This is a genomic window from Pseudochrobactrum lubricantis (assembly GCF_041929865.1).
In the GTDB taxonomy this organism is placed as follows: Bacteria; Pseudomonadota; Alphaproteobacteria; order Rhizobiales; family Rhizobiaceae; genus Pseudochrobactrum; species Pseudochrobactrum saccharolyticum.
Genome location: NZ_JBHEEE010000001.1, coordinates 938,231 through 957,277 on the forward strand (window position 1 = coordinate 938,231; position 19,047 = coordinate 957,277).

The following is a 19,047-nucleotide window of genomic DNA, read 5'->3' on the forward strand; positions in this document are numbered from 1 at the left end:
GGTTTACATCCGGAGTGGGGCACAGCGCTCGCTCTAGGTTTTTGTTTGGTCGCATTGTCACGGGCGTCAAGTTGATCCAACTTGACTGTGAAATGCTCTAGCTGTCGCAGAAAATGAGTTTCCTATGTCTGAAGCAATGAAAGAACTTTTGTCGATCCTTGATCTGGAGCCGCTGGAGCATAATCTGTTTCGTGGTCGCAGCCCTCAGGTGGGCTGGCAGCGGGTTTTTGGCGGGCAGGTGATCGGTCAGGCACTGGTTGCGGCACAACGCACCGTTGAGGAAGGGCGTTTTGTCCATTCTCTGCACGGCTATTTCATGCGCCCCGGCGATCCTTCAATTCCGATTATTTATCGTGTGGAACGGCTTCGTGACGGTTCGAGCTTTTCGACCCGTCAGGTTGTGGCGATCCAGCATGGCGAAGCTATTTTTACTTTGTCTGCCTCGTTCCAGATTGATGAAGCAGGGCTTGAGCATCAGATTCCGATGCCGCTTCATGTGCCGATGCCGGAAAAACTGCTCAGCATCAAAGATATGAAAGAGCAATATATCCAGATGGCGCCAAAGGCCGTGCGCAAATATCTGGAGCGCGACCAGCCGATCGATATGAAACCGGTATCGCTCAGCCATTATCTCACCAAAGATCCGTTGCCGCCGGAGCAAAATGTCTGGGTGCGCGCCTGCGGTGAGGTGCCGGATGACCGTGCATTGCAGGCGGCAATTCTGGCCTATCTCTCAGATATGACTTTGCTGGATACGTCGCTGCATGCGCATGGACGCGCAGTGTTTGATCCGGGTATGCAGGTTGCCAGTCTTGATCATTCGATGTGGTTCCATCATCCGTGTCGGCTGAATGACTGGCTGCTCTATAGTCAGGACAGCCCGATGGCAACCGGTGCGCGCGGCTTCAACCGTGGTTCAATCTTTACCCGTGACGGTGTGCTGATTGCCTCCACGGCGCAGGAAGGTCTGATCCGCGTCCGCGATTGATATATGCACTGTAAAACAGAGTGAAATTACAAAACACGCCCGAAAACGGGCGTGTTTCTGTATTTTAAGCCTGCTGAATATGTCAAGGAATGACGGACTCATGGTTAATGCTGTCTTAACTACCGTTATTGTATGATCGGACGCGATTCATAAAATTTACCTGTCTTCCGCATTTCTGCGGGTTGAAACAGGTGAAAAAAATTGAGGCAGGTTTCATGCGGCAAGGCTATTCACCGTCCTACGGGCCAGATGAACAGGAAATTCGGGGAGAACGTCTGAGGCTCAGCGCTTTGCTGCGTCGTCAGATTGATATTTTCTCCGGCCTGTTGCTGCTGGCTTTGGTGGCGGGCGCTGTTGCCGCACTTGCCACATGGAATGTGGCTGATCCGAGTTTCAGCCATGCGACTGCCAATGAAGTGACCAATGCTGCAGGTTATCCGGGTGCGGTTTTTGCCGATCTTGCCATGCAGTTTTATGGTCTTTCCAGTGTCGTTGTGCTGCTGCCGCTGGTTTTCTGGGGCATTTTGATGATCGTCAATGGTCGTATTGACCGTTTGGCACGACGTATTTCTGCATGGTTTTTTGCATCATTGTTGTTTGCTGCGATTGCCAGCTGTGTCACGCCGCCGGAAAGCTGGCCGATGCAGATCGGCCTTGGCGGTGTGTTCGGCGATATGGTGCTCAAAGTGCCGGGCGTCTTCTTAGGTGAATTTCCTACCGGTGTGATTGCGCTTGGTATTGCTGTTATTTTGTCTGTTCCGGCTTTGTGGTTATGCGCCTTTGCCAGTGGTTTGATCGGCCGTGAGCGCAGCCTGACAAAACCTGTCCGCGCCAAAGCACGTCAGGTCGCAGACGATCATTATGATGAAGATTTTGATGAGGAAACCGGCGAGATCCGCGCGGGCTTCTTCTCAACTCTGTCCGCATCGACCTTGGGTGCTGCATCGCACTGGATGCTGAGCGCCAAGGCATCGGTACGGCGCATGTTCGGTCTGAAGCGCAATCCGTCTTCATCGCGCAAACGCAACCGTGATGATGATCCGTTTGGTGATGTAACAGTCGCGCGTCGGGGAGCAGGCCAGCGCTTTGAACCGGGCTTTGAACCTGCCGGTCATGCTGCTGATGACATGCATTTTGACGATGATGATTATGATGATGCACCGGCACCGCAACAACCTGCAGCTGTACAAGCTCCGCGCATGCAGGCGGCACGCAAAGCTCCGACAGCCCGCGCACCAACGCATCCGGTGAATAATGGCGGCCGCTTCATGCTGCCGGATCTCAATTATCTGAGCGAGCCGAAAGTGGTTGCGCGCGATCCGTCACTGTCGAAAGAAGCACTGGAGCAGAATGCCCGTGTTCTGGAAGGTGTGCTGGAAGATTTCGGCGTGCGCGGTGAGATTATTCAGGTCAAGCCGGGTCCGGTTGTGACCATGTATGAGCTGGAGCCGGCGCCGGGGATTAAATCTTCCCGTGTCATCGGTCTGGCTGATGATATTGCCCGTTCAATGAGTGCGATTTCTGCCCGTGTGGCGGTGGTGCCGGGGCGCAATGCCATTGGTATTGAACTGCCTAATCCGAAGCGCGAAATGGTATTCTTGCGTGAAATGCTGGCGAGCCGTGATTTCATGCAGACCAAAACCAAACTGGCACTAGCATTGGGCAAGACCATTAATGGCGAGCCGGTGATTGCCGATCTCGCCAAAATGCCTCACGTGCTGGTAGCCGGTACCACAGGTTCCGGTAAATCTGTGGCGATTAATACCATGATCCTGTCGCTGGTCTATCGCATGACCCCGCAGGAATGCCGCCTGATTATGATTGATCCGAAAATGCTGGAACTTTCCGTTTATGACGGTATTCCGCATTTGCTCACCCCTGTCGTGACTGATCCGAAGAAAGCGGTTGTCGCCCTGAAATGGGCTGTGCGCGAGATGGAAGACCGCTATCGCAAAATGTCGAAAGTCGGCGTGCGCAATATTGACGGTTTCAACAGCCGTGTTTCACTGGCTGAGAAAAAAGGCGAGCAGATTTCCCGCACGGTGCAGACCGGTTTTGACCGCAATACCGGTGAGGCGGTTTATGAAACCGAAGAGCTGGATCTGTCGCCAATGCCATATATCGTCGTGATTATCGACGAAATGGCTGATCTGATGATGGTTGCCGGTAAAGATATTGAAGGTGCGGTGCAGCGTCTTGCGCAGATGGCGCGTGCTGCCGGTATCCATGTGATTATGGCAACGCAGCGCCCGTCGGTGGATGTGATTACCGGTACGATCAAGGCGAATTTCCCGACCCGTATTTCGTTTCAGGTTACCTCCAAAATTGACAGCCGTACGGTGCTGGGCGAGCAGGGCGCTGAACAGCTTTTGGGTATGGGTGATATGTTATTTATGGCCGGTGGCGGTCGTATCCAGCGTGTTCATGGGCCTTTTGTCGGCGATGATGAAGTTGAACAGGTGGTTCAGCACCTTAAAGCGCAGGGCGTGCCGGAATATCTGGATGCCGTTATGGAAGATGATGAGGACGAGGGCGGTTCCGCACCGTCCGGAACGTCCAATCTGGAAAATTCCGACGATCCTTACGATCAGGCTGTAGCCGTGGTGCTGCGCGATAAGAAGGCTTCAACCAGCTATATCCAGCGCCGTCTCGGCATTGGTTATAACCGTGCAGCTTCGATCATCGAGCGTATGGAAGAAGAGGGAATTGTGGGGCCTGCCAATCATGCGGGCAAACGCGATATTCTCGTCCCGACGCAGGATGATGATTACTGATCCTGTTCTGCCACACTCAGGTCAAACTGCCGGTTTAAAAGATAAAAGAACACGGTGAAAACCGTCATAACGAATACGGGAGCATATGTCTCTGATGAAACTGAAATTGCCTTTCATGGTCGCAAAATATCTCACTGTTGCATCCGTTGCTCTGGGCGTGCTGTTGCCTGCCGGTTTTGCGCAGGCGCAATCAGCAAATAGTGGTGCGCAGGCGCAGGCTATTGCCAATCAGTTTACAGCTGTGAAAACCATGACCGGTGAATTTGTGCAGTTTGGCCCGAAAGGTGATCAGACCGGCGGTAAATTCTATATTGAGCGTCCGGGTAAAATCCGTTTCAACTATGATAAATCGCCGATCACCGTGATCTCTGATGGTGAATCCGTCGTCGTCAATAATAAGAAGCTGGATACATGGGATTTGTATCCGCTGTCGAAAACACCACTGAAACTCTTGTTGAGCGACCATGTTGATTTAGGCGGCGGTCGTTTGCGCGGTTTGAAAAACGAACCGGATGCGCTGACCATGATTTTGGGCGACAAAGCGGTTTTTGCCGATGCCACAATTGCGCTGATGTTTGATTCGGCCAATGCGGAACTGAAGCAGTGGACGATTACTGATGCGCAGCGTCAGGATACCACGGTGATGATCTTCAACGTGCAGAAAGGTGTGCGTTTTGCGGATAATATGTTCAAGATTGACTATCAGCGTCTGGCTATGAAGCGCAAAAATCGCTGATCCTTGTTCAAACTATTGAAAATGCCGCGCTTGCTTTAGCGCGGCATTTTTTATTTATCCGGCATTTGCACATCCTGCATAAGCGGCTTATGTTACGCAAACTATGGTGAGATCTCACCTGTTTCGTCTTTTACCCTTCAGCCCGTTGAGCAGTTTAATGAGTTTTTCCGTCGCCACCTGGAATATCAATTCAGTTCGCCTTCGTTTGCCGCTGGTTCTGGACTTTCTGGAGAAGCACACACCGGATGTGTTGTGCCTGCAGGAAACCAAATGTCCTGATAACCAGTTTCCGCTCAAAGAGCTGCGTAACGCCGGTTATGAACATATCGCGATCAGCGGCCAGAAGGGCTATCACGGCGTGGCCACTCTGTCGCGCCGGCCGATGGAAAATACGGAAGTTATTGGCTTCTGCGATATGGGTGATTGCCGTCATCTCAGCAGTGTTGTGCAGGCAGGCGGTAAATCAATCCGCATCCATAATTTCTATGTGCCTGCCGGCGGGGATGAACCGGATGTGACGATCAATCCGAAATTTGCCCATAAGCTGAATTTCCTTGAGGAAATGCGGGCAGTAACGGCAGATCGGGGTGATGGTTTTTCTTCCATTCTGGTGGGCGATCTCAATATTGCACCGCTGGAAAATGATGTCTGGTCACATAAGCAGATGCTGAAAATTGTCAGCCATACGCCGGTTGAAACCGAGACACTGGAAGATTTGCGGGTGAAAGGCGGCTGGAGTGATCTGATGCGGCAGGTCATCCCTGCAGATCAGAAAATTTACACCTGGTGGAGCTACCGAGCCAAAGATTGGGATGCATCTGATCGCGGCCGTCGTCTCGATCACGTCTGGGGTTCCAAAGATCTTGAACAGCATATGAAAGAATTGCAGGTTCTGCGCCATGCCCGTGGCTGGGAGCGTCCTTCCGATCACGTGCCGGTTATTGCCCGCTTCGATCTCGACTGAAACATTCAAGGCATCGTGACTTGAATAAGTCACGATGCCTGTTTAAATAAATTTTACGGCTACTCATGCCGGTTAAAAGTGTATTTGAGGAGTTCATCACAATGAAGCAGACAGCACAGTTTTTCTTAACTGATGTTTTTGTTGTTTCACGGGATGCTGCTCTTGATAACTCTGTACACACTGCAAAATATTTCTGCGCAAACGCCTGACGGCCGCAGTCTTTTTCAAAATCTTTCTCTTCATCTGTCCCGTGAACGTACCGGTCTGATCGGACGTAACGGCACGGGTAAATCAACTCTATTGCGTATCATTGCCGGTGAAACAGCACCGGCCAGTGGTTCGCTGACCAGTCATGCCAAACTCGGATTCCTGCATCAGAATACGAATGAAGCGCATGAAACGATTGCCGACTTGTTTGGTGTGACGGCGCAACTGGCTGCGCAGGCGCGTATTCTGGCAGGTGAAGGCAGCGACGATGATCTGGCTGATGCGGACTGGACATTGGAAAGCAGGATTGAGGATGCGCTTTCCCAAATGGGTCTGCCAGAACTCCACCCGCAAACGCAGCTGGATAGTTTGAGCGGCGGGCAGAAAACCCGTGCCGCTTTGGCTGCCCTGATTTTCCACGAGCCGGATCTGATCCTGCTGGATGAGCCGACCAATAATCTGGATATGCAGGGACGTGAGGCTGTGCTGCATCTGCTGCGCAACTGGCGTGGCGGGGCGCTGGTGGTCAGCCATGACCGCACATTATTGCGCGAGATGGACCGGATTATTGAGCTGACGCCGATTGGTGTGTCGTCTTATAGTGGTAACTGGGATTTTTATGAGATGCGCAAAGCGGAAGAACTTGCCGCTGCCCGTCATGATCTTGCTGTGGCGGAAACAGCTGTCAAACAGGCGGAGAAACAGGCACGTCTTATCAGAGAGCGGCAGGAGAAACGGGATTCTGCCGGTAAGAAATCCCGTTTCAGTGCAGGGCAAAGCAAATTGCTGCTGGATGCCAGAGAAGATCGCGCACAGGCAACCGGCGGGCGTAATAATCAACTGGCGCAAAAGCAGGCAGAAAGCAGCCAGAAGGCGCTGAGTGAGGCGCAGAGCAAGTTTGAGCGGCTGATCCCGCAGAATTTTGGCCTCGGCAATCTCAGTCTTGCCGCAACGAAAACGGTACTCGTTGCGGAACATCTGACAATGACTTTTAATGATCGTCAGCCGTTATTTCAGGATTTGTCTTTGCAGATTACAGGCCCGGAACGCATTGCATTATGCGGGCCGAACGGATCAGGAAAAACGACTTTGCTGCATATATTGGCGGGAAAGCTGACACCGCAGCAGGGCAGCGTACAATATTATGTCCGTCATGCCATGCTGGATCAGCATGTGAGCCTGTTGAATGATGATCTGAGTATCAGGGATAATTTCAAGCTTCTGCAACCTGAAGCTACGGACAATGATTGCCGCGCCGCGCTGGCGCGCTTTATGTTCCGTGCGGATGCGGCTTTGCAAAAGGTTGGAGAACTCAGCGGTGGTGAGAGGCTGCGGGCAGGTTTGGCCTGTGTGCTGGGTGGTGTTCAGGCACCGGAACTGCTCATCCTTGATGAGCCAACCAATCATCTGGATATTGTCGCACTGCAATCGGTGGAAACGGCGCTCAACTCCTATGAAGGCGCATTGCTGATTACCAGCCATGATGAGGTGTTTTTGAACGCAATCGCACTTACGCGGCGTATCGAATTGCCGCTTTAAAGCATGTCAGGCAAAGCCGGAGATGTTTTAATCGGAAAAACGGGATGACAGCTTGTCGATCTGCTCGACCATCTCATTCAGATTATTGCTGATATGCAGATAGAGCGAAGCGGCAAGCTCCGGATATTCTTCCAGAATGCGGTGGAAGATGGAGCGGCTGAGACGGATGACTTCGGTTTCTGTATCGGCGACGGCGCCGGTCAGACGACTGGTCTGTGCAATCAGTGCCATTTCACCCAGCACTGAGCCGGTGCTGATTGAGCGCAGATTGACGCGTCCCTGCTTGCCTTCATGAAAAAGGGTAATGCTGCCGCTGACAACAATATAGGCGCAGTCAGCACTTTGCCCTTCATGAAACAGTTCCCTGCCGGTACGCAGAACCATGCGTTCTGCGCCAAAGGCAAGCAGCCGCAGGTGCTGAGCCGAGAAGGCCTCGAAAAGGCCAATCGTACTCAGGAACTGAATGTCATCATCGAGCGCCATATGTCTCTTTCTTACACATAATCCTTATTCCGGAACCGGTTCCCGCTCGGGAATAATCGTGTCCTGTTCCGGAAGAATTATGCTGTAACCCAAATTACCGAAAAATATCTAAAGTTTTCGATAAAATCATCTTTTATGCAGAATATTAAGCAGCCCGGACAGAATGAATGCCGGGCTGTCTTCATTCTCAGGGAACCAGCTTATACCCGCCGCTTTCGGTAATCAGCAGGCTGGCATTGGACGGATCCAGCTCAATTTTCTGACGCAGGCGATAGACATGGGTTTCCAGCGTGTGCGTGGTAACGCCGGAATTATAGCCCCAGACTTCTTCCAGCAAGACATCGCGTCCGACCACGCCACCGGCGCGGTACAGGAATTTGATGATTGCCGCTTCTTTTTCAGTCAGGCGGATTTTATCGCCTTTCTGATCGAGCAGCAGCTTCTGGCTTGGTTTGAATGTATAAGGCCCGACGATAAAGGTCGCGTCTTCGCTCTGTTCATGCTGGCGCAGCTGCGCGCGGATGCGGGCAAGCAGCACTGCAAAACGGAACGGCTTGGTCACATAGTCATTGGCACCGGACTCAAAGCCCAGAATGGTGTCGCAATCTGTATCGTGACCGGTCAGCATGATGATCGGTGATGTAAAACCACCGGCACGCAGCTGTTTGACGGCATCACGGCCATCCATATCCGGCAGGCCGACATCCATAATCAGCAGGCTGATATTATTTGCCCGTGCGGTCTGAATTGCTTTGCCGGCAGTATCTTCCTGCAGGATCTGAAATTCAGGATGAAGTGACAGCTGGTCGATCAGGATGGAACGAAGATCCTCATCATCATCAACGATCAGAAGTGTATGGGCGATCATATCTGCCTCATTCGGTTTCAAAAACGGGAGCTGAACATCAGCAAGATGGGTGATTTATGACATTTAACGAAGAAAAACTAAAGAGAGGTCAGATGAAACAAAATTTACCTTATAAAATACGCCTTTAATGCTGCTTTTAAGCGATCTGACATCAGTTTATGGATGTGAATAAAATTAGCTGTGTAAATATATGGCAGGAGAAATGATTCTCTGGTGTTTCCAGAGCGTTACCGGAAAATAGCATACAAAACCGGTCCGGAGGGGGCCTATACATATGATACTCGGCAGAGAAGCAAAGCAAAGCGGCCTGATGCAGGGCGACACAGGCAGAAAAACATCCCGCACGATTAAAGTTATGGATGTTCATGTGCGTCCCGGGCATCGCAGTCAGGGTTATCTGATTGCCGGACCGCTGGTGCTGCGCTGTGCTTTGGGCAAGGGCGGCGTGTCCTCCCGCAAGCGCGAAGGGGATGGTGCAACGCCTTTGACGCAGATGCGTCTGCTTTACGGATACCGCCGTCAGACACCGGTGATCGGGGATCAGCCGGCAACAGCATTGCGCTTTCGGCCTACGCAGCCACAGGATGGCTGGTGTGATGCCGCCAATGACCGCAATTATAACCGGCCGGTCGCAGCCACCTATCAGCGCAGCCACGAGAAGATGTGGCGCAAGGATGAGCTCTACGATATTTGCGTGGTCATGGACTGGAATATTACCGAGCGCAAAAAAGGCTGCGGCAGTGCAATATTTTTCCATCTTTCACGGGAAACCTATACGCCGACAGAAGGCTGTATTGCCCTGAGCCGTCGCGACATGATGCGTTTATTACCGCATCTTTCGGGAGATACGGTTATCCGTGTGCGACGCGGCTGATTTATCTCACATTCATGTCGCAGGCAGATACATGATCTGTCTGAGCGTATCGAAAATCTTCGGATGAACGGACTGGGCAACATTAAAGCGCATGAATTGGCTGCATGTCTGTGACTGGCTGAAAATATTACCGGGCGCCAGAACGATATTGTGATCCAAAGCGCGTCTGGCAATCGTGTCGCTGTCCACACCTTCCGGCAGATCATCCGGCAATTGTGCCCAGAGAAACATGCCGCCAACCGGCTCACACCAGAGCTTGAAGCCTGCATTAAGAAGCTTCTGCCGCGTCCGTGTCTGACATTCTGCCAGCCGGACGCGGATTTTTTCAATATGGCTGCGGTAACTGCCGTCTGTCAGCAATTGATAGATGATCTGTGAGGACAGTGCATTACTGGCGAAGTTGGTTGCCAGTTTCATGTCGGTGAGATTTTCCAGCCAGTCAGGACGCGCGGCAATATAACCGGTGCGCGTGGCTGCTGACAGGGATTTGGAGAAGCTGCCAATATGGATCACCCGCTCCAGACCGTCGAGTTCTGCTAAGAGCGGTGGCGGATTCTGATGAAAATCTGCAAAAATATTATCCTCAACCAGAATCAGATCATGCTGTTCGGCAAGTTTGAGCAGGCGGTGTGCCGTTGCCGGCTGTATGGTGGCGCCGGTCGGATTGTGAATGCCGGAATTGCAGAGATAGAGTTTTGGCCGGTATTGCGTGCAAAGGCGTGCGAAGCTTTCCAGATCAGGTCCTTGGGGGGTGTAAGGTACGCCGACAAGATTGACGCCCTGCGCGAGTAACAGACCACGGAAATTGAAATAGCACGGATCATCAATCAGCACCGTATCGCCGGAGCGGATAAATGTACGGCAGATCAGATCAAGTGCATTGGTGCCGGAATCGGTGAGCAGGATTTGTGACGGGGCTGCTGTAACGCCCTGTTCACGAAGACGGGTGCTGAGCAACTGGCGCAGCAATGGCAGGCCGAGCGGTTCGTCATATTCCGATATATTCGATGCGGGATTGCGGGCAATCTGGCGCAAGGCGCGGCGGATGGCTTCTTCCGGCAGCCAGTCTGACGGCAGCCAGCCGCAACCCGGTCTGAAGGTGGTTTCTGTATTGCTCAGCGATTGCCGCATTACCCAATAGGGATTGATATTGCGGTTATGAGTGTCTGCAAAATCCGAGCTGATGAGCGGCGGATGATTTTTCTCAGCGACATAAAAACCGGCACCGCGCCGTGCCTGAATAATGCCTTCAGCCACCAGCCGGTCATAGGCCTCCACCACTGTGGATTTGGATATGGACATGGTTTCCGAAAGGCGTCGGATGGAAGGCAGACGCGCGCCCGGCATCAGGCTCATGGCGCTGATACGGTCGCGGATGATTGTCATCACCTTCTCAACCAGCGTTGTCGCTTCCAGAATTTCCTGACTGACGGAAAGCTGATCAGCCGTATCGCTTGCTGTTTGCAGCGCGTCCGGCGCTGTATATCCGGAATGATAAGTCATCTGTATCTCCGAATTGAGCAGTACAGTTTGTTTAAATTGTACTGAAATTGTATCTGACAATTTTGCCTGTGTATCAATACTTATCGCGAAATACGCAATAAATTTCGAGAATATGTGAAAATGAATAAGCAAGCGGATAGCCAAAGTGCTGGCTGGATCAGCGGTTTTATAGGTGTTTTAATTTTCAGCGGCTCTCTGCCTGCAACGCGTTTGGCTGTCTTGCAGATTGATCCGGTTTTTCTGACAGTGCTACGGGCGACCATTGCCGGTCTTTTGGGCGGCGCTCTGTTGCTGGCATTTCGCGAGAAATTGCCGACGCCATCTGAGCTGATTTCACTCGCGCTGGTTTCAGGCGGTGTTGTGGTCGGGTTTCCGTTATTTACAGCGCTGGCTTTGCAATATGTGACCTCTGCCCATGCAATTGTCTTTATCGGTCTGCTGCCGCTCAGTACTGCAATTTTTGCGGTGTTGCGGGGAGACAGCAATCCGTCATGGCGGTTCTGGATGTTCTCGCTGGCGGGCAGTGCAGCGGTGGCATTTTTTGCCTTGGCGAAAGATCAGTCGGGCGGAGAATTTTCGCTCTATGGCAATGTAATGATGCTGTTGTCGATCATTGTCTGCGGTTATGGCTATGCGGAAGGTGCGCGGCTGTCCCGCACGATTGGTGGCTGGCAGGTGATCTGCTGGGCGCTGGTATTGGCGCTGCCGGTAATGCTGGTGCTGGCTGTCGCGTTGCGGCCGGATAATTTTGCGGCCATTGAAGCGCCTGCATGGCTGGGTGTGGGATATGTATCGCTGTTCAGTATGCTGATCGGTTTTTTCTTCTGGTATCACGGGCTGGCACTTGGCGGTGCGGCAGGCGTGGGGCAGTTGCAATTATTGCAGCCGTTTTTCGGTCTCGCTCTGGCAGCTTTTGTGCTTGGCGAACCGGTGAGCATCGCGATGATGGCGGTGGCATGTGTTGTGGTGATGTGTGTTGCCGGAGCTAAGCGCTATATTTGAGCACTATTGCACAAATATAGCGCTTAGCGACAAAACTAAAAAATGTGCGATGCGATATATCTGAATAATATCGCTATACTTCGCAAATCATCATATGGATCAAACCAATCAGGCGTGGCTTTTAGCTACGCCTTTTGCGTTTCACCATAGTGCCAGACAGTGGTGCGCTTTACGTCTGCATCTTCCAGAGCGCGGGTGACCGGTACGGAATAGACTTCCAGCTCTGTCAGACGGTGCCGCGGCAGATAAGACCGTCCGGGATCTCCGACGATAATCTGCATGCCTTTAGCAGCCAGCATGTCAAACCAGACGATCAGCCGGTCAGCCAATGGCTTGTCATAAAAGACATCACCGGCCAGCAGAACATCAAAAGAGCCGCTCATATCCTGACCGATCAGATCAGCATTGCTGAAGTTACAGGACACTTTGTTCAAAACACTGTTCAGGCTGATGGCATGGCGGGCAAAAGGATCGATATCATTGGCAGTTACAGAACTTGCGCCGCTCAAAAGGGCTGCAATGCCGACCAGACCGGAGCCGGAGGCAAAATCCAGTGCGCGTTTATTTTGTACAGCCTGCGGATGATCGAGAATATAGCGGGCAACGCCCTGACCGCCTGCCCATGCGAAAGCCCAATAGGGCGGCGGTAATCCGATTTCGGAAAGTTCTTCTTCGGTCTTATGCCAAAGCTCATGAGCCTCATCGGCAAGATGAAGCGCGATTTCCGGCACATGGGGTGGGTGGTGAATGCCGGTATTGTCGAGGATGAATTGCGTTGCGCGCGTCGAGTCCGGGATCAGGAGGGGCATAGACGCTCCGGATCAAGCAGAGGATAAGCGACTGCAAACGCAGAACGCTTCCGGAATAGTGTTTGGGTTGCGTTCTGCATTGTTGTGCTCTTAAATTTTGGTGTGGTCTAATCCGCCCATGCGGCAGACCTCGATCCATTCGTCTTCTTTGACCGGCTGTACGGAAAGACGCATGGATGTGACCAGCGCCATATCGCTCAACAGCGGATTGACCTTCACATCTTTCAATGTCACCGGCTTCGGCATATCGCAGACGGCGCGGATATCCACACATTCCCAGCGGTGATCGTCCGTTGTACTGTCAGGATGCGCCAATGCACAAACTTCCACAATGCCGACGACTTCCAGTCCTTCATTGGAATGATAGAAAAAGCCTTTATCGCCAAGCTGCATAGCGCGCATATTATTGCGTGCCTGATAATTGCGCACGCCGTCCCATTGCTCGCCGACAGCGCCTTTGGCCTTTTGCATTTCCCACGACCATTTGAATGGTTCAGATTTAAACAGCCAATATGCCACAGTTTTCTCCGGATTTATTCAGCAGGCCAAGTTTATTCAGCAGGTTTGTTGATGACCCAGTTCCACGGGCGCACAGTCACATTATCGAACAGGCCGGCCAATGCATAAGGATCTGCAGCGGCAATGGCTTTTGCATCTTCAATGGTTTCAGCTTCAACCATCAGCATGCTGCCAACCGGTTTCTGATCGGCTTCGCTCAGAAAAGGGCCGCCGAATTTTATCTTGTAGCCGAGGCTTTTCAGATAATCGAGATGGGCAGGACGGGTATCAAGGCGCAGTTGCAGATGATCGGCTTTGTCATTGCAGAGAATGGCGAACAGCATGAGGTCAGGTTCCTAATCTTCGTTTTTCAAAGGACGGGACAATAATCCGGTAACAGCGGCATCAATGGTGATACTGCCATTGAGCAAGGCCGCAATTGTGGTGATGATTGGTGCATTGATTTGCTTGCGCGCGCAAAGCTCGGCAATCACCGGCGCTGTGGCCACACCTTCGGCGAGCAACAGGCCTTCCAGCGGTTCACCGCGTCCCAAGGCCAGCCCGTAGGAATAATTGCGCGATTGCGGTGAGGAGCAGGACAGCATCAGATCGCCGAGGCCGGATAATCCCATCAGGGTTTCAGGTCGTCCGCCAAAGGCCACGGCAATACGGCGCAGTTCTGCAAAAGCGCGGGTGACCAAAGCTGCCTGTGCCGATGCGCCAAGACCTTTACCGATCGTGGCACCGGCTGCAACGGCAATGACGTTTTTCAACGCGCCGCCGATTTCAACGCCGGTCAGATCATCGGAGGAATAGCAACGGAAGGTGCAGCCGGAAAACTGTGCGGCCAGATCATCGGCAATGGCAATATTTTCACAGGCAATGGTAACGGCAGTCGGAAAGCCACGGGCAACATCGCTGGCAAAGCTCGGGCCGGAAAGGGCTGCAATCGGATGGTCAGGCAAAATATCGGCAATGATCTGCGACATCAGCCGTCCGGTGGAGCGTTCAATCCCTTTGGCGCAAAGCACAACAGGGCAATCAGCCGGAATGAGCGGTTTCAGTTCCTGTAATGCCGCAGCCATGGATTGCGCAGGGATAACGGCCAGAACCGTATCGGCATTGTTCAGCGCTGCGGCTGCATCGCTGGTCGCACGAAGATTATCATGTAGGGCGATATTGCCAAGATAGCGGCCATTGCGGTGGTTGTGGTTGATATCATCAACCGTTGCCGGATCGCGCGCATAGAGCACGACCTCATGTCCGTTCTGCGCGGCCATGCAGCCGAGCGCTGTTCCCCATGCGCCGCCACCTAAGATCGTAATTTTACTCATGCTTTTGCTCCCCTGCGGCCAAAGCCGACCAGCGGCGCTGATGTGCTGTCCAGCGGCCAGCGCGAGCGCGGTGCAAAATCGAGATTATCCGGCTCCGTGCGTGCTGCATGTTCGGCGCCTGCCCATGCAATCATGGCCGCATTGTCGGTGCACAGAATATGCGGAGGTGCGAGGAAATCGAAACCGTGTTTTTCACAAAGCGTTTCAAGGCCTTTGCGCAGCACTTTATTGGCAGCAACACCACCGGCAACAACCAATGTCGGATTTTCTTTATCCGGATAGGTTTCACGAAAACGGAGCAGAGAACGCTTCACACGGTCATTCAGCGTATCGGCAACGGCAGTCTGAAAAGATGCGCAGATATCCGCCACATCCTGATCGCTCAACGGCACAAGCTGAGTTGCTGTCTGGCGCACGGCGGTTTTAAGGCCGGAGAAAGAAAAGTCCAGCCGCGCTTCACCTTTGAGCGGGCGCGGCAGTTCAAAACGTGAGGCATCACCTTTCAAAGCCGCCTGTTCAACGGCAGGGCCACCCGGATAAGGTAGTCCCAGCAGCTTGGCGGTCTTGTCAAAAGCTTCACCGAGCGCGTCGTCAATCGTGGTGCCGAGGCGTTCATAGTGACCAAGGCCGTGCACGAGAATAACCTGCGTATGACCGCCGGAAACCAGCAATAACAGATATGGAAAAGCCAGTCCGTCGGTCAGGCGTGCTGTCAGGGCATGGCCTTCGAGATGATTGACGGCATAGAAAGGCTTGTCCGCAGCAAAGGCCATGGCTTTCGCCGTCATCAGTCCGACAATCAGCCCGCCGATCAGGCCGGGGCCTGCGGTTGCAGCGACAGCATCCACATCATTGATGGTCATATCCGCATCGGAAAGTGCTTTGGCAATCAATCCGTCGAGCGCTTCCACATGGGCGCGTGCGGCGATTTCCGGCACCACGCCGCCATAGGGTTCATGCTCGGCAATCTGGCTCAGAACAACATTAGACAGGATGCGTGAAGACACCCCGCCTTGTTCATTTTCATGGCGTTCAATGATAGCTGCGGCTGTTTCGTCGCAACTTGTCTCTATTCCAAGCACGCGCATAAGCGATTAGACCCGTATTAACAAAGCATTTCCGGCAAAAAGCGTGAAGCACTTTTGCATAAGGAGAATGCGTTCAATAAACAAACTTCGCTGATCTTTCTGTCTTGCACCGGATAGTGGCATTATATTCATGATATTACAGTCATGAATTTGCCCCTGAGGTGAAAGGCAGTTAGAGAAGCCTTTGACATTCGCGTATCACGGACAGAGCCAGATGCAAACACCACGTTTAAAAATCGGAACACGTTCCAGCGCTTTAGCACTGGCACAGGCAGAAGAAACACGCGCACGCCTGATGGCTGTACATGGTTTAAGCGAAACGGATGTTGAAATCGTGCCGATGTCCACACAGGGCGACCGTATTCAGGATCGTGCATTGTCGGAGATAGGTGGTAAAGGCCTGTTCACCCAAGAGATTGAAGATGCACTGTTACAGGGACGTATTGATATTGCAGTGCATTCTTCCAAGGATATGCCGACGGTTTTGCCGGAAGGTTTGCATCTTTCCACCTATCTGGAGCGTGAAGACCCGCGTGATGCTTTTGTCGGTAAAACCAGCGCAAAACTGACCGATCTGCCGCATGGGGCGACAGTTGGTTCATCCAGTCTGCGTCGTCAGGCACAAATCCGGCATATCCGTCCTGATCTCAATGTTATTATTTTTCGCGGTAATGTGAATTCCCGTCTGCGCAAGCTCGATGAAGGTCAGGTTGATGGTACATTTCTTGCTTTTGCAGGGCTGAAGCGCCTCGGGCTGGAGCATGTAGTCACAGAACTGATGGATACAGAGCGGTTTTTGCCTGCTCCGGGACAGGGCGCGATAACCATTGAAAGCCGTGTGAATGATGCGCGGGTTGATGCGCTGCTTAAGCCGCTCAATCATGAAGAGACATTTATCCGCCTGACTTGTGAACGTGCATTTCTGGCGCAGCTTGACGGTTCCTGCCGCACGCCGATTGCCGGTCTGGCGGAAGTTAAAGATGGGCATTTGCATTTCTCCGGTATGATTTTGACACCGGACGGTTCACGCCTGCATCGCGTTTTCATAGATGGTGCTGCAGCAGATGCGGCGGCGCTGGGCAAGGAAGCCGCGGAGCGGATCCGTGCAGAAGCCGGTGCTGATTTCTTCACCAGCTGGGCTTGAAACATGCGCAGGGTTCTGGTCACACGCCCGCAACCGGATGCAGCTTTAACCGCCGCTAAACTTGAAACGGCAGGTTATCTGCCGTCTTGTCTGCCGGTGAGTGAAACTGTGGCGACGGGCGCATCATTGCCGCTGGGCAGTTTTGATGCCGTTGCTGTGACCAGCGCCAATGCCTTGCGCCATATCAATTCTGATTTACTGGCACCCTACCGGCATTTGCAGCTTTATGCAGTTGGCGAGAAAACGGCATCTGTTGCGCGGGATGCGGGCTTTGAGACAATCTATGCCGGTGACGGCTGGGGGCTGCATCTGGGGCGCCATGTGGCAGCTGGGATGCCAACGGGCAGCCATGTGCTTTATCTGACCGGCAAAATCCGGCGGCCGGATTTTGAGGCGCAATTGTCGGCCGCTGGTATCAATCTGACGGTTGCTGAGACCTATGACACCCACCCTGTTACCTATAGCGATGCCGAGTTGAACCGGATTGCTGATACCGGCAGGGCAGAGGTGATTTTGCTCTATTCCGCTGTCGCTGCACGGCAGTTTGTTGCACTGGACAAGCAGGCAAAGGGTGCTTTTATCCAGAACGCGAAATATATTTTTTGTCTTTCTCAGCGGATTGCTGCAGAATTACCAGATAACTGGAATGCGCAGGTGCGTATCAGTGAAACGCCGGATGAGAATGCTTTATTACGCCTGCTGGCATTGATCTGACGAAAATATGCAACCATTTGTTCAATTTCGTCATTTAGGTTGCATCTGAAGTTTAAAATACAGATTTTGCGAGAGGACTCATGGCTAAATCCACAGTGTCACGTCACAGCAAGACCACCCGTAAACCGGTGGTGATTGATCTTGATCCGTCTGATGTGAAGGCTGTTGAGGCATCCGCTGCAAAATCTGCGGGTAAAACTGTGCCGGATGCAGAGCCGGTGGGCGATCCAAAACCTGTGGCACAACCGGCTGCAAAATCTTCCGCACCACCACCGCCAAAAGCGCAAGTTGAAGCGAAACCTGCAACCTCGGTTCCGCCGCAGAGCACATCCCGACCGGCTTCTTCAGCCGGTGTCTCTGGCCCTAATCCTTTTGCATCAGGAAAAACCATGAATTCTGCCACTAGTTCCGCACCGCAGACGAAAAAAACAACTTCGCCCTGGATTGCCGGACTGGCGGGTGGTGTGATTGTTCTGCTGGGCACGACCGCACTGCAATGGGCGGGGCTGGGTTTGTTTCCGGCACAGACCAGCAATCGTGATGAGGCGGCAATTGCAGAAATCGCAGATCTGAAACAGCAGATTTCCGGTTTGCAGGCTGCAACCAAACCGGATGCGGATTTGTTAGCACGTCTGGAAGCCGCAGAGAAAAATGCTGCAGAAGCTCAGCAACGCCTGAATGCACTGCCGCAGTCCAGTGAAACACCAGCCGGAAATGATGAGGCGATCCGTGCCGATGTGACAGCTCTGCAAGAGCAACTGAAAACACTGGCAGGGCAGGCGCAGCCTGCGGATAGCGCGCTGGTGAATGGTCTGACCGAGCGCCTGAATGCGATGGAAACAAAGCTCAATACGATCGGCTCTCAGGCAGAACAGGCCAATGCCGCATTAAATACTGATACGGACGAGGTCAAAGCGCTGCAACAGCAATTGGGTGCTTTGCAGACGAAGATAGATGCGCAGGCCACGCAGCCGGATATGGCAGCGATTATTGCGGCCAATGCTTTGAAATCAGCGATTGATCGCGGCGGTTCTTATCTGAATGAATTGCAGACCTATAAGTCATTGCTGCCGGAGCAGGCAGGTTCTGTTGCCGCGCTTGAAGCGCAGGCGGAAACCGGTATTTCGACACTAAGCCAGCTGAACACACAATTTGCATCATTGGCGGATGATATGGTGGCCGCGGTTAACAAGCCTGCGGCAGATGCCGGTATCTGGGATCAGCTGGTGGGCAGTGCAAAAAATCTGGTACGGTCACGGCCAATCGGTGATGTCGCTGGTTCCGGCGTCGGGCCGGTGACTGCCCGTATTGAATTTGCTTTGCAAAATGGGGATGTGCAGCGGGCTATGACGGAATGGGCGCAATTGCCGGAAGCCGCCAAACAGGTTGGTCAGAGCTTTTATAATGCATTGAATGCACGGCGCGATGCGGATGCATTGTTGGCACAGCTGATGACCGCTTCAACGCAGGCATCTGAGCAAAAACCGGCTGCGCAATAAGCGAAACAGGAAAGGGAGAACGG

General features: G+C 52.8%; 18 protein-coding genes. 10 read left to right on the plus strand and 8 right to left on the minus strand.

The annotated features are described in order from the left end of the window. The first annotated feature begins 124 nt into the window (after positions 1-124). The 5 genes from tesB to JNC80_RS04120 all read left to right on the plus strand — a co-directional run bounded on the left by tesB (position 125) and on the right by JNC80_RS04120 (position 7,208). Positions 125-988 carry an acyl-CoA thioesterase II gene (gene tesB, locus JNC80_RS04100; protein ID WP_033315854.1) on the plus strand — a complete coding sequence of 288 codons (864 nt, stop codon included), beginning with the start codon at positions 125-127 and terminating at the stop codon, positions 986-988. Between the two features lie 215 nt (positions 989-1,203). Further along, a complete protein-coding gene (locus tag JNC80_RS04105) occupies positions 1,204-3,762 on the plus strand; it encodes an FtsK/SpoIIIE family DNA translocase (RefSeq protein ID WP_376709645.1) in 2,559 nt (852 codons plus the stop codon). Positions 3,763-3,856: 94 nt separating this feature from the next. Next, positions 3,857-4,498, plus strand: a complete 642-nt coding sequence (locus tag JNC80_RS04110) for an outer membrane lipoprotein carrier protein LolA (RefSeq protein WP_376709571.1) — start codon at positions 3,857-3,859, stop codon at positions 4,496-4,498. A 157-nt stretch (positions 4,499-4,655) separates the two neighbouring features. Beyond that, complete coding sequence (gene xth, locus JNC80_RS04115; RefSeq protein ID WP_376709572.1) at positions 4,656-5,462, plus strand: exodeoxyribonuclease III; 807 nt, start codon at positions 4,656-4,658, stop codon at positions 5,460-5,462. 153 nt (positions 5,463-5,615) lie between these two features. Beyond that, positions 5,616-7,208 carry an ABC-F family ATP-binding cassette domain-containing protein gene (locus JNC80_RS04120; protein WP_445482803.1) on the plus strand — a complete coding sequence of 531 codons (1,593 nt, stop codon included), beginning with the start codon at positions 5,616-5,618 and terminating at the stop codon, positions 7,206-7,208. 27 nt (positions 7,209-7,235) lie between these two features. Here the strand turns inward: JNC80_RS04120 and JNC80_RS04125 are convergent, their stop codons facing one another. Both JNC80_RS04125 and JNC80_RS04130 read right to left on the minus strand, forming a co-directional pair. After that, the gene (locus tag JNC80_RS04125) at positions 7,236-7,691 is read right to left on the minus strand and encodes a cyclic nucleotide-binding domain-containing protein (RefSeq protein WP_022709734.1); all 456 of its coding nucleotides are present in this window, start codon (positions 7,689-7,691) and stop codon (positions 7,236-7,238) included. A 187-nt stretch (positions 7,692-7,878) separates the two neighbouring features. Then, the gene (locus JNC80_RS04130) at positions 7,879-8,559 is read right to left on the minus strand and encodes a response regulator transcription factor (RefSeq protein ID WP_028233341.1); all 681 of its coding nucleotides are present in this window, start codon (positions 8,557-8,559) and stop codon (positions 7,879-7,881) included. A 310-nt stretch (positions 8,560-8,869) separates the two neighbouring features. Here JNC80_RS04130 and JNC80_RS04135 point away from each other — a divergent pair, with 310 nt between their 5' ends. After that, positions 8,870-9,433 carry a L,D-transpeptidase family protein gene (locus JNC80_RS04135; RefSeq protein ID WP_376709646.1) on the plus strand — a complete coding sequence of 188 codons (564 nt, stop codon included), beginning with the start codon at positions 8,870-8,872 and terminating at the stop codon, positions 9,431-9,433. A 12-nt stretch (positions 9,434-9,445) separates the two neighbouring features. Here JNC80_RS04135 and JNC80_RS04140 read toward each other — a convergent pair whose 3' ends face one another. Further along, positions 9,446-10,819 (minus strand): aminotransferase-like domain-containing protein, encoded by a 1,374-nt coding sequence (locus tag JNC80_RS04140; protein ID WP_376709647.1) that lies wholly within the window; start codon positions 10,817-10,819, stop codon positions 9,446-9,448. Positions 10,820-11,056: 237 nt separating this feature from the next. On the opposite strand from JNC80_RS04140, the gene JNC80_RS04145 reads away from it, so the two are divergent. Next, positions 11,057-11,938, plus strand: a complete 882-nt coding sequence (locus tag JNC80_RS04145) for a DMT family transporter (RefSeq protein ID WP_116088596.1) — start codon at positions 11,057-11,059, stop codon at positions 11,936-11,938. Positions 11,939-12,063: 125 nt separating this feature from the next. Here JNC80_RS04145 and JNC80_RS04150 read toward each other — a convergent pair whose 3' ends face one another. From JNC80_RS04150 to tsaD, 5 genes are all read right to left on the minus strand, one after another. Beyond that, positions 12,064-12,747: a class I SAM-dependent methyltransferase gene (locus JNC80_RS04150; protein ID WP_376709574.1), complete on the minus strand. Its 684-nt coding sequence runs from the start codon at positions 12,745-12,747 to the stop codon at positions 12,064-12,066. Positions 12,748-12,837: 90 nt separating this feature from the next. Then, positions 12,838-13,266 carry an EVE domain-containing protein gene (locus JNC80_RS04155; RefSeq protein ID WP_022709673.1) on the minus strand — a complete coding sequence of 143 codons (429 nt, stop codon included), beginning with the start codon at positions 13,264-13,266 and terminating at the stop codon, positions 12,838-12,840. Positions 13,267-13,298: 32 nt separating this feature from the next. Beyond that, positions 13,299-13,589, minus strand: coding sequence for a YciI-like protein (locus JNC80_RS04160; protein WP_376709575.1), 291 nt, complete (start codon positions 13,587-13,589; stop codon positions 13,299-13,301). Between the two features lie 12 nt (positions 13,590-13,601). Further along, positions 13,602-14,579 carry an NAD(P)H-dependent glycerol-3-phosphate dehydrogenase gene (locus JNC80_RS04165; RefSeq protein WP_376709576.1) on the minus strand — a complete coding sequence of 326 codons (978 nt, stop codon included), beginning with the start codon at positions 14,577-14,579 and terminating at the stop codon, positions 13,602-13,604. Next, positions 14,576-15,667: a tRNA (adenosine(37)-N6)-threonylcarbamoyltransferase complex transferase subunit TsaD gene (gene tsaD, locus JNC80_RS04170; RefSeq protein ID WP_022709670.1), complete on the minus strand. Its 1,092-nt coding sequence runs from the start codon at positions 15,665-15,667 to the stop codon at positions 14,576-14,578. Before tsaD ends, JNC80_RS04165 begins: the two co-directional genes overlap by 4 nt. 214 nt (positions 15,668-15,881) lie before the next feature. Here tsaD and hemC point away from each other — a divergent pair, with 214 nt between their 5' ends. The 3 genes from hemC to JNC80_RS04185 all read left to right on the plus strand — a co-directional run bounded on the left by hemC (position 15,882) and on the right by JNC80_RS04185 (position 19,024). Beyond that, on the plus strand, positions 15,882-16,811 hold the full coding sequence (gene hemC / locus JNC80_RS04175; RefSeq protein WP_376709578.1) for a hydroxymethylbilane synthase: 930 nt from the start codon (positions 15,882-15,884) through the stop codon (positions 16,809-16,811). 3 nt (positions 16,812-16,814) lie between these two features. Then, complete coding sequence (locus JNC80_RS04180) at positions 16,815-17,525, plus strand: uroporphyrinogen-III synthase (protein WP_376709579.1); 711 nt, start codon at positions 16,815-16,817, stop codon at positions 17,523-17,525. 80 nt (positions 17,526-17,605) lie between these two features. After that, positions 17,606-19,024, plus strand: coding sequence for a COG4223 family protein (locus tag JNC80_RS04185; RefSeq protein WP_376709580.1), 1,419 nt, complete (start codon positions 17,606-17,608; stop codon positions 19,022-19,024). Positions 19,025-19,047 lie beyond the last annotated feature (23 nt).

Excerpts from the sequence above, each read along its gene's own strand:
- tesB (WP_033315854.1), top strand. The coding sequence starts at position 125 with ATGTCTGAAGCAATGAAAGAACTTTTGTCGATCCTTGATCTGGAGCCG.
- JNC80_RS04105 (WP_376709645.1), top strand. The coding sequence starts at position 1,204 with ATGCGGCAAGGCTATTCACCGTCCTACGGGCCAGATGAACAGGAAATT.
- JNC80_RS04110 (WP_376709571.1), top strand. The coding sequence starts at position 3,857 with ATGAAACTGAAATTGCCTTTCATGGTCGCAAAATATCTCACTGTTGCA.
- xth (WP_376709572.1), top strand. The coding sequence starts at position 4,656 with ATGAGTTTTTCCGTCGCCACCTGGAATATCAATTCAGTTCGCCTTCGT.
- JNC80_RS04120 (WP_445482803.1), top strand. The coding sequence starts at position 5,616 with ATGCTGCTCTTGATAACTCTGTACACACTGCAAAATATTTCTGCGCAA.
- JNC80_RS04125 (WP_022709734.1), bottom strand. The coding sequence starts at position 7,691 with ATGGCGCTCGATGATGACATTCAGTTCCTGAGTACGATTGGCCTTTTC.
- JNC80_RS04130 (WP_028233341.1), bottom strand. The coding sequence starts at position 8,559 with ATGATCGCCCATACACTTCTGATCGTTGATGATGATGAGGATCTTCGT.
- JNC80_RS04135 (WP_376709646.1), top strand. The coding sequence starts at position 8,870 with ATGCAGGGCGACACAGGCAGAAAAACATCCCGCACGATTAAAGTTATG.
- JNC80_RS04140 (WP_376709647.1), bottom strand. The coding sequence starts at position 10,819 with ATGACAATCATCCGCGACCGTATCAGCGCCATGAGCCTGATGCCGGGC.
- JNC80_RS04145 (WP_116088596.1), top strand. The coding sequence starts at position 11,057 with ATGAATAAGCAAGCGGATAGCCAAAGTGCTGGCTGGATCAGCGGTTTT.
- JNC80_RS04150 (WP_376709574.1), bottom strand. The coding sequence starts at position 12,747 with ATGCCCCTCCTGATCCCGGACTCGACGCGCGCAACGCAATTCATCCTC.
- JNC80_RS04160 (WP_376709575.1), bottom strand. The coding sequence starts at position 13,589 with ATGCTGTTCGCCATTCTCTGCAATGACAAAGCCGATCATCTGCAACTG.
- JNC80_RS04165 (WP_376709576.1), bottom strand. The coding sequence starts at position 14,579 with ATGAGTAAAATTACGATCTTAGGTGGCGGCGCATGGGGAACAGCGCTC.
- tsaD (WP_022709670.1), bottom strand. The coding sequence starts at position 15,667 with ATGCGCGTGCTTGGAATAGAGACAAGTTGCGACGAAACAGCCGCAGCT.
- hemC (WP_376709578.1), top strand. The coding sequence starts at position 15,882 with ATGCAAACACCACGTTTAAAAATCGGAACACGTTCCAGCGCTTTAGCA.
- JNC80_RS04180 (WP_376709579.1), top strand. The coding sequence starts at position 16,815 with ATGCGCAGGGTTCTGGTCACACGCCCGCAACCGGATGCAGCTTTAACC.
- JNC80_RS04185 (WP_376709580.1), top strand. The coding sequence starts at position 17,606 with ATGGCTAAATCCACAGTGTCACGTCACAGCAAGACCACCCGTAAACCG.